The sequence below is a fragment of the Sporosarcina sp. NCCP-2331 genome (assembly GCF_023707945.1).
Lineage (GTDB): Bacteria > Bacillota > Bacilli > Bacillales_A > Planococcaceae > Sporosarcina > Sporosarcina cascadiensis.
Genome location: NZ_BRCD01000053.1, coordinates 1 through 8,900 on the forward strand (window position 1 = coordinate 1; position 8,900 = coordinate 8,900).

The 8,900-nt window shown below is 45.2% G+C and carries 8 protein-coding genes and 1 pseudogene; 4 read left to right on the forward strand and 5 right to left on the reverse strand.

All coding sequences use genetic code 11. The annotated features are described in order from the left end of the window. Positions 1–15: 15 nt before the first annotated feature. The 5 genes and pseudogenes from NCCP2331_RS17815 to NCCP2331_RS17835 form a co-directional block, all read right to left on the reverse strand. Positions 16–378, reverse strand: coding sequence for a hypothetical protein (locus tag NCCP2331_RS17815; protein WP_153723137.1), 363 nt, complete (start codon positions 376–378; stop codon positions 16–18). Positions 379–392: 14 nt separating this feature from the next. Next, the gene (locus tag NCCP2331_RS17820; protein WP_153723138.1) at positions 393–1,328 is read right to left on the reverse strand and encodes an anti sigma factor C-terminal domain-containing protein; all 936 of its coding nucleotides are present in this window, start codon (positions 1,326–1,328) and stop codon (positions 393–395) included. Continuing rightward, positions 1,312–1,827: an RNA polymerase sigma factor gene (locus tag NCCP2331_RS17825; RefSeq protein WP_153723139.1), complete on the reverse strand. Its 516-nt coding sequence runs from the start codon at positions 1,825–1,827 to the stop codon at positions 1,312–1,314. Before NCCP2331_RS17825 ends, NCCP2331_RS17820 begins: the two co-directional genes overlap by 17 nt. 179 nt (positions 1,828–2,006) lie before the next feature. Next, on the reverse strand, positions 2,007–3,068 hold the full coding sequence (locus NCCP2331_RS17830; protein ID WP_251672047.1) for a suppressor of fused domain protein: 1,062 nt from the start codon (positions 3,066–3,068) through the stop codon (positions 2,007–2,009). 149 nt (positions 3,069–3,217) lie between these two features. Beyond that, positions 3,218–3,316 (reverse strand): annotated as a pseudogene (locus tag NCCP2331_RS17835) (SDR family oxidoreductase); the annotation flags it as partial. A 124-nt stretch (positions 3,317–3,440) separates the two neighbouring features. On the opposite strand from NCCP2331_RS17835, the gene NCCP2331_RS17840 reads away from it, so the two are divergent. From NCCP2331_RS17840 to proS, 4 genes are all read left to right on the forward strand, one after another. Then, entirely contained in the window at positions 3,441–4,709 is a 1,269-nt protein-coding gene (locus NCCP2331_RS17840) for a sensor histidine kinase (RefSeq protein ID WP_251672048.1), read from the forward strand. A gap of 2 nt (positions 4,710–4,711) precedes the next feature. Next, positions 4,712–5,599 (forward strand): response regulator, encoded by an 888-nt coding sequence (locus NCCP2331_RS17845; RefSeq protein WP_251672049.1) that lies wholly within the window; start codon positions 4,712–4,714, stop codon positions 5,597–5,599. Positions 5,600–5,689: 90 nt separating this feature from the next. Further along, positions 5,690–6,979 (forward strand): cation:dicarboxylate symporter family transporter, encoded by a 1,290-nt coding sequence (locus tag NCCP2331_RS17850; protein WP_153723143.1) that lies wholly within the window; start codon positions 5,690–5,692, stop codon positions 6,977–6,979. 321 nt (positions 6,980–7,300) lie between these two features. Further along, positions 7,301–8,737: a proline--tRNA ligase gene (proS, locus tag NCCP2331_RS17855; RefSeq protein WP_251672050.1), complete on the forward strand. Its 1,437-nt coding sequence runs from the start codon at positions 7,301–7,303 to the stop codon at positions 8,735–8,737. Positions 8,738–8,900: the final 163 nt, after the last annotated feature.

Genomic DNA, 8,900 nt, shown 5'->3' on the forward strand with positions numbered 1-8,900 from the left:
CTTTTTTATATCCTCTTATTTTTTCAAAATCATTTCTTTTACCAGTAAACCGATTGCTGCCAATATAATAATTCCTGAAATAATCATCCATGGCATATAGAATGTGAACGCAAATAGATAAAGGCTGCCCGCTTCCATCACGGCCAGAATCAAGCCGTAGATAAAGCCTTTATAGTGATTTCTTTTGATGACGATAAACAACTGCAAGTTAATGACGTTCGCCAACATAACGATAAGTGCTGCGATAAGATAGTCGATTGAAAATAAGCTAGTGCCTTCCGATGTGCCGAAAAGCGCAAATGAAGCGAACGAAATGGCAGGAAGGTTGATCGCAATCAGCGCCAGCACCCAAATAATCCATTGTACAGTTTTATTCATAATGTTCTTCTCCTTTAATTAAAAGTATCTGCCACAGCACCTATACTCGATGCGCGGATATAAGATGCATTTTGTAATTGCTGAAGTTCTTGTTTGGTTCCGACAACCACTGCTCCAATAATTTTAATTTCAGGTGATCCCGACTTGCTCAGGCCGTCATAAATAGAAGCCATCTCTTTTTGATAGCGTCCTTTCTGATCTTTGGCAGACTTCACAGACTCGATGAATCTTTCCTCCGGTTCTTGTACCGGGGCGCCCGTTTCATCAGTCAAGGAAAACCCGATGACTTCATTTTCTGTCAGCATATGAGAGGGCGGATCAGAAGCTTGCAGTGATTCGATAGCGCCCTTGCTATAGGTTTCCACCCATGCCCATTGAAGCGTTAACTCCTCTGGCAGCATAGACTGTACTTCGGCCAATGAATAGCCCTTGTCAAATGAAAGACCCACTTCAATGAGTTGTTGTTCACGAAAGGCATCGATAGTCTGCACTTCATTTGGAATTTGCGCGGACAGTACCTCAGGATGCAGGAAATTCATTACTTTACCGCCAAAGTAGTTGTATGTTTCATAACGGTTCGGAGATAGATGGACTTCGATATGATTGGAGTCATTGCTGATTTCTCCTCGGTAGACAGGCTGTCCGTCCAGTAATTTATACTGGGGAGCTGTCGCGTTGCTTCCTATAATTCGGATGGATTCTTCCCACGGCCCGATAAATGTATTTGCACCGTATACATCGTAGTACTGATCTTGAGCTATTATCTCTTTATTCAGCAGCCAAGGTGTCACTTGAAGCTTTAGTAAGATGACGAGGATCAGCACTAGAAAAGATACAAGTCCGCTGATGCTGGCAATACGGAGTGTACTTTTTCGTTTTGCTTTAGTAATGATATTCTTTTCGTTTCCTTCAAAACTGAAAAGATCATCCATTTCATGATTGTCTTTCAAGAAACTCACTCCACTTCTGTTTAAATGTATTCCGTGAGCGATAGAGTGTCGTTCGGATTGTGTCGACTTTCATATGCAGCAGAACACTGATTTCTTCGTACGATAAACCGAGTTCATATTTCAGGATCAACATGTTAGACTGAGCCGGGGTCAACTGATTCAGAACGAATTCTACTTCTGACTTATGTTCTTTCCTCAGCATCAGGTGTTCACCGTCTTCATCCATCCGGCACATATTCTCAAGAAAGTTTTCATCGATTTGCACATGGGGATATCGCTTTTGCTTTCGGCAAAGATCATGGTACTGATTAATGGATACCTTAAAAAGCCACGCGGAAGGATTATCCGTATTCAGATGGATCATATGCTCAAAAGCTTTGAAAAAGGCTGTCTGAACGATATCTTCAGCGTTTTCTTTAGAACAGCCGATTTTCAGAAGATATCGGAAAATGATGCGGGATCTATCCCTATATAAGTCCTCGATGGTTTGATTTTGCAAGCGGCCACCTACTTTATGTTGTTAACACCTATAAGACGGAGAAGGTCGAAAAAAGTATACATCATAAGAAAAAAATTTTGATTAATTTTCGTCATGAAAACAGCCAGTGCAGAAAACGGACCGCACTGGCTGTTGCTGTGTTGTTGTTAAATAGAATCCGTTGTTTCTTTGACTACTAGTTAACCAATAACTTTCACGATAGTGCCTTCATCGTCAGTGATCGTTGTTTTCAAAACTTGTACAGAAAGCCAGTCTGCAGAAGCCAGCTTGAATGTACGTTCTTTTGGCAGCAGCAGTTTGCTCAATTCTTTTACGGTGCGTTCATCCAAGAAGAGTTTGATGCTGTCTCCTTCTGACACGAACGTCGTCTGTTCCATCGGTTTTAATTGGATGGAGATGTCCGGACCGGAAAGAGTCAGTTCTTTCTCTTTCAACAAACGTCCTTGAAGCAGCTTACCAATAATTTCTGCTTGTTTCGCTCCGAGAGTCAGCGTTGACACTGGTTTGCGAAACAGGCCTTTTTTAGCTGTCGACCATCCTAATTGATCCACAAACAGTATGCCTGTATTGGATCCTTCGTGCTCCATTCCACTTTGTATGGCATCGGCTATCGAATCATCTGACAGGAGTGATTTTCTATTCAGGTCGGTTACGTAGCTAGGGATTTGTTCTTCTCCTGAAGCCAGTACGCCGAGTGTATTCCAAGTTTGCATAGCTTCCAGTTCATCATTCGTAATACCAACCATCTGCAAAAACTGCACATGTCCATTCGGTGTATCCATAGACTGAAGTTGCGGATCCGAAACAAATGCAAGAGCAGTCAGCGATGTGTCCGCTCCCAGACAAATCGGACCATTAGCATCTAAATAATCTCCGTTGCGAAAGACATTTCCGCTGTTGAATACATATCTGCCCATATTTTGCAATAAGTTCAGCGCCCAAGCCGGCGGTTCCATCTCATCATTGTTGCGGGTGAGCCGGAATGTCAGTTCGAATCCGTAGCCGCTCTCTTCGGGGTCTTCCAATTCTTTGTCATAGAGTTCTGAAAATCCATACGTGACAAAATGCCAGTGGGGAACTGGCGTCTCCGATTTATAAACACTTATTCCGTCCAGGGGATCATTTCCTCCCAGGGCATAGGATAAAAGAGTTCCAAAATGTGCAGGTTCTTGCTCACCGTAAATTGTAGTCAATGCATGATCAATTGCATCCCAGCCAACTGTTGATTTTTCTTGACTCATGTACGCCGCCTCCGATAAATTCTCTCTCAATAAAATTCAATGAATGTCTTTATTTCACAGAATGCCTGCACAAAACAACTTATGAATTCGTTACTTCATGTTTGTTCTGGTACAGGCACATTATAGCGTCACTAGTAAATGGAATCAATATTCGTCAATGCACCTAGATGAATCATCGTATAAACCAGACCTGTTCCGCGTAGCCATTCATCTGCATAATGCTTCGCTGCAACATGAGGAGCAAGTGATATTTCATTCTTGCTGGATATGGAATATTCCAGGTGCACACTGTTCAGTAAATCACAGAACTGCATAAACTTTTTTGACTTGTTATAATACGGTTACGATTACTATTTCATTAGGGGAAGATCAATGAACACTAAATCCGCTTGGCTTCAGATTTCACAGTCGGAAGCAGCACGCATCGTAATTATCGCGGTTTTGACAGCACTGACAGGCGAATTAAAAGTTCTGCCATTTGCGGATGAAACGTTTCGGTTTGCACTGGGCGGCATCGTATTTTTCTTGCTGATTTTAATATATCCCCCGGTTTCCATGCTGCGAACGGGTTTTATCACAGCTGTAACGGTCGTACTGTTCCGTGTAATTGAGGAAGTATGGTTCGGTGCGCCTTTAGAAGAAAGTCTGCGCATGCATGTACCGGTTTTCCTATTCTATTTCATAATCGCGGTCGGCTGGCATTTTGCTGATCTGGAAAAGTATAAATCGTTTCCGCTGAGATTAGGTACTCTGGCATTTTTATTCGAAGTGATCAGCAATACGTCAGAGCATGCGCTTCGGAACTTTTTGATGCATGAATCAATGTTGGAAATGAAAGAATGTGGCATCCTGATGGGTGTAGCTTTACTGCGGAGTTTTTTCACTGTGGGACTTTACAGCTCTGTAGCGCTGTCAAAAGAAAAACAGCGGGTGGTAGAAATGCTTGGCGTTGGGTCAGAGCTCTATGCAGAAACACTGTATCTGCAGAAATCGATGAACAATATTGAACTGATTACCGCATCCAGTCATGACTTATACCGCAGGTTAAAGAGAGAAGGGCAGGGCCAGCTCAGTACGCAGGCGCTGCAGATCGCGCAGGAAATCCACGAAGTGAAGAAAGATTCCCAGCGGATTTTGGCAGGACTGTCGAAGTGGATAAATCGCGAGGAAGTGACATCATTTTACATATCCGATTTACTGGGGCTCGTTGTGACGGCAAATGAAAAGTACAGCGAATTAATTGGACGTGACTGTACGATCGAAACAGCTTTTGATGCGGATTTTCAGACAGATCAGCATATTCCACTGCTCGCAATCCTCAATAATCTGACGTCTAATGCCATAGAAGCGCTGGACGGGCAGGGGCGTGTAATGATTACTGTAGAGATTGAAGAAGGCAAGGTCCGTGTAAGTGTGCAGGATACAGGCAAAGGTATCCCTGCTGAACATGAAGAAATAATTTTCGAACCGGGGTACACGACTAAATTCAATGAACAGGGTGTTGCGGCTACGGGTATCGGATTATCGCATGTGTTGAGGATTGTTGAATCCATGCAGGGCGAGATTAGTTTGGAGCGGCTAAAAGACGGGCTGATCGTCAGTGTTAGGATCCCTGTCGAATCGGTTATGAAGGAGACGTAATCATGAGGTATTTCATTGTAGATGATGATAAGGCAAGCCGTTTGATGCTGAGGAATATCTTGGCGGAGCAGGACTTTGGAATGGTTGTGGGAGAATCGGACAGCGGTGTGAAAGCGATCCCGCAAATTTTGTCCATAGCCCCCGATCTAGTGCTTATCGATCTGCTGATGCCGGAACTCGATGGTATCGAGACGATTCAGCAGCTGAAATCGAAAGGGTTTACAGGACAGTTCATCATGCTGAGTCAAGTAGTCAGCAAAGAGATGGTGGGCGAAGCGTATCAAGTCGGAGTGGAGTTTTTTATTCATAAGCCGATCAATCAAATTGAAGTGCAAAGCGTATTGCGGCGGACGGCAGAACAAATCCGGCTGAAAAATTCTTTAATGACGATCCGGGAATCGCTTGCGCAGATTGGTTCTGTGGAGCAGCCGAAAATGAAGCGCCCGGCAAAGGATATTGTGCTGTCAAAGCTGCATGATATGGGAATTATCGGTGAAAGCAGCACGCGGGATATTGTGGCGATCGTAGAAGTGCTGATTGAACAAAAGGCGGCGCAATTACCTCCCTTAAAAGAGTTATATGAAATGGCTTTGCAGAAGACAGGAGTGGAACCGAAGAATATCGCCAAGGAAAGCAAAGCGATGGAGCAGCGGATCCGACGCTCTATTCAGACTGCAATGGAACATTTAGCATCGCTTGGAGCGATAGATTATACAATTGAAGAATTTGAATACTATGCACCGAGGTTTTTTGACTTCCAGGAAATCACCCAGCGAATGAAACAAATTCAAGAGGAAAGCTTTCTAATGAAGCCTGCTAAAGTCAATGCGAAGAAGTTTCTGCAAGTTTTGTATATGGAAACGTTGGAGGAGCAAAAAAAGTTTTTGTAGGATAGTGTAGAATTTTGTAGGTTTCCCATATGATTGTCCTAAGTTACTTCAAGAAAGCGTTTTCAGGATTAAATCTAAGGGGGATTATCTATGAAAAAGAAATTCAAGCTGTCATTGGCCTATCAGATTTTAATTGGATTAGTTCTCGGTATTGCGGTCGGTGCCATTTTTTATGGTAATCCCGGCGTAGAAAAGTACTTGCAGCCGATCGGAACAATGTTCATTAATATGATTAAGATGATTGTAGTGCCGATTATCATTTCTACATTGGTCATTGGCGTGGCAGGCACGGGAGATATTAAGAAACTAGGTAAATTAGGCGGTAAAACGCTTTTATATTTTGAAATCGTTACGACAATCGCGATCGTCGTCGGTTTGATGTCCGCAAACATTTTCAAGCCGGGCGAAGGAATCGATATGTCTTCTCTTGAAAAAGGAGATATTTCGCAGTATGTTCAGACGACGGAAGAAGTGCAGAATGGCGGATTTATGGATGTATTGGTCGGCATCGTGCCGAGCAATATCGTGGAGTCTATGTCAAACGGTGATATGCTGCCGATCATTTTCTTCTCTGTTTTATTCGGATTGGGTGTGGCGGCAATCGGTGAACGCGGAAAGCCGGTTCTGGAGGTTTTTCAAGGTGTTGCCGATGCGATGTTCTGGGTGACGAATATGATCATGAAATTCGCTCCGTTCGGCGTGTTTGCACTGATTGGTGTGACGGTTTCCAAGTTTGGACTGGAATCGCTCATTCCGATGGGCAAGCTCATGCTGCTGGTGTATGCAACGATGGCATTCTTCATCATTGTCGTACTGGGCGGGATTGCAAAGCTGGTCGGCGTCAATATTTTCAGCTTTATGAAAGTGCTAAAGGACGAGTTGCTGTTAGCGTATTCAACGTCCAGCTCTGAAACGGTATTGCCGAAAGTGATGGAGAAAATGCAGAAGTTCGGCTGCCCGAAAGATATCGTGTCATTCGTCGTGCCGACAGGTTATTCGTTCAACCTCGACGGTTCGACGCTGTATCAGGCACTCGCTGCGATGTTTATCGCGCAGATGTACGGGATTCAATTGAGTATTACGGAACAGATCACGCTTGTTTTGGTGCTGATGATCACGTCCAAAGGGATTGCAGGCGTGCCCGGCGTTTCATTTGTCGTATTGCTTGCGACGCTCGGCACTGTGGGAATTCCACTCGAAGGATTGGCGTTCATTGCGGGGATTGACCGTTTGCTCGATATGGCGCGCACAGTAGTCAACGTTGTAGGAAACGCGCTGGCAACAGTGGTGATGTCGAAGTGGGAAGGCCGTTTTGGTACGGAAGCTGCGAATGAAGAGAAAGAGCCGCAGTTCGTCTTGGCGGAAGAAAAATTGGTTTGATGAAATGCTGGCTGTCCTCTCTTGCAGGGGGCAGCTTTTTTTAGGTCAATGAAGCGCCTGTGCAGGCAGAGTATGAGCGCCTGCAGGGTGGTTATAAGCATTTGATCGGCGCGTATGAGCGCAGGCGGCGTCTGAATGATCGCCGCCAGGGTTGAATGATCACGTGCCGGGGATGTATGAGCACCTGTCAAGGATTTATGATCATGCTGCCGTCTGCTGTGCATTCATTGGCGGATTCAATTGTAGGAATGCTTGTTTTGTTATATGATTAGCAGTATGGAATAACTAGCGCGTGGTTTTTATTAAGGAGGAAATAAGGCAATGAGCAATCAGCAGAATGATTTTACGAAATGGTATATCGATACAATCCAGAAAGCAGACTTGATGGATTACACACCGGTGCGCGGCTGTATCGCGTTCAAACCGGATGGCTTTGAAATTTGGGAGCATATTCAGGATGAAATGAATCGCCGGTTTAAAGAGACTGGGCACCGAAATGCCTATTTCCCGATGCTGATTCCCGAATCGTTCTTTGAGAAAGAGAAAGATCATATCGAAGGATTTTCTCCAGAACTGCCATGGGTGACGGAAGCTGCAGGAGAAAAGTTAGAGGAGCGTCTGGCGCTGCGTCCGACTTCTGAAACAATGATCGGTCATTTGTATTCCGACTGGATCAAGAGCTACCGTGATCTGCCTGTACTGATCAATCAGTGGGCAAACGTTTTCCGCTGGGAGAAAAAGACACTGCCGTTTATCCGGACTTCTGAATTCCTCTGGCAGGAAGGGCATACAGCGCATGTGGATGAAGAAGAGGCGCGCCATGAAACGATGCAGATGCTGGAGATCTATAAAGAAGTCGTAGAAGAGTTGCTGGCAATTCCGGTATACGACGGCCAGAAAACACCATCTGAGCGCTTTGCGGGAGCTGTGGACACGTTCTCCATCGAAGCGATGATGAAAGACGGAAAAGCCGTTCAGGCAGGAACTTCACATTATTTGGGAACCAAGTTTGCGGAAGCATTTGATATTAAATATTTAACAAAAGAAAATAAGCACCAGTTTGTTCATACAACTTCATGGGGAACATCGACACGTCTGATCGGATCAGTCATCATGGTTCATGGCGATGAGCAGGGATTAGTACTGCCTCCGCGTGTTGCGCCGACACAGGTTGTCTTGATTCCGGTAGGTCCTTGGAAAAAGAATCCGGCGATCATGGAAAAACTGGATGAAATTTATGCGGAGCTAAAGTCAAAAGACATCCGCGTGCGTCTGGATGATTCCGATCAGTCACCGGGCTTTAAGTTCAATGAATGGGAATTAAAAGGTGTGCCGGTCCGTCTGGAACTTGGACCGCGTGACCTGGAAAATAACCAGGCATTGATGAAAGCGCGTGACGGCGAAGAAAAGATCGCGGTTGATCTGGCTGAAGCAGTGGCAAGCATCGAAGCAGAGCTGGCAACGATGCAGACACGTCTGCTCGAGAAAGCGCGTGCGTTCCGCGAAGAACATTCGCATACGCATATCGACACGTTGGACGAGCTGAAAAAGCATATTGAAGACAGCGCTGCGAATGAAGAAATCCCAGGCTGGATCCTGGCCGGCTGGTGCGGCGATGATGCATGTGAAGAGCATGTGAAAAATGAAACGAAATTCACGACACGCAATATTCCGTTCAATCCGCCAGCTGAGAAGAAGACGTGTATGAATTGTGGTAAAGAAGCGAAACATACCGTTTGGTTTGCGCGAGCTTACTAAGCGGATGAAATGAAAAGGTGCCGTACGCGATGAACTGCGTACGGCACCTTTTTATATATGCGGGCGAACCGCGCGAAAAACCTGTGTCCGCGCGCCAAACGACGCGGCAGCCGCACCAATCGGCGTATATAACGCACCAAACCGGCCCGGCAGCGCGCCAAAC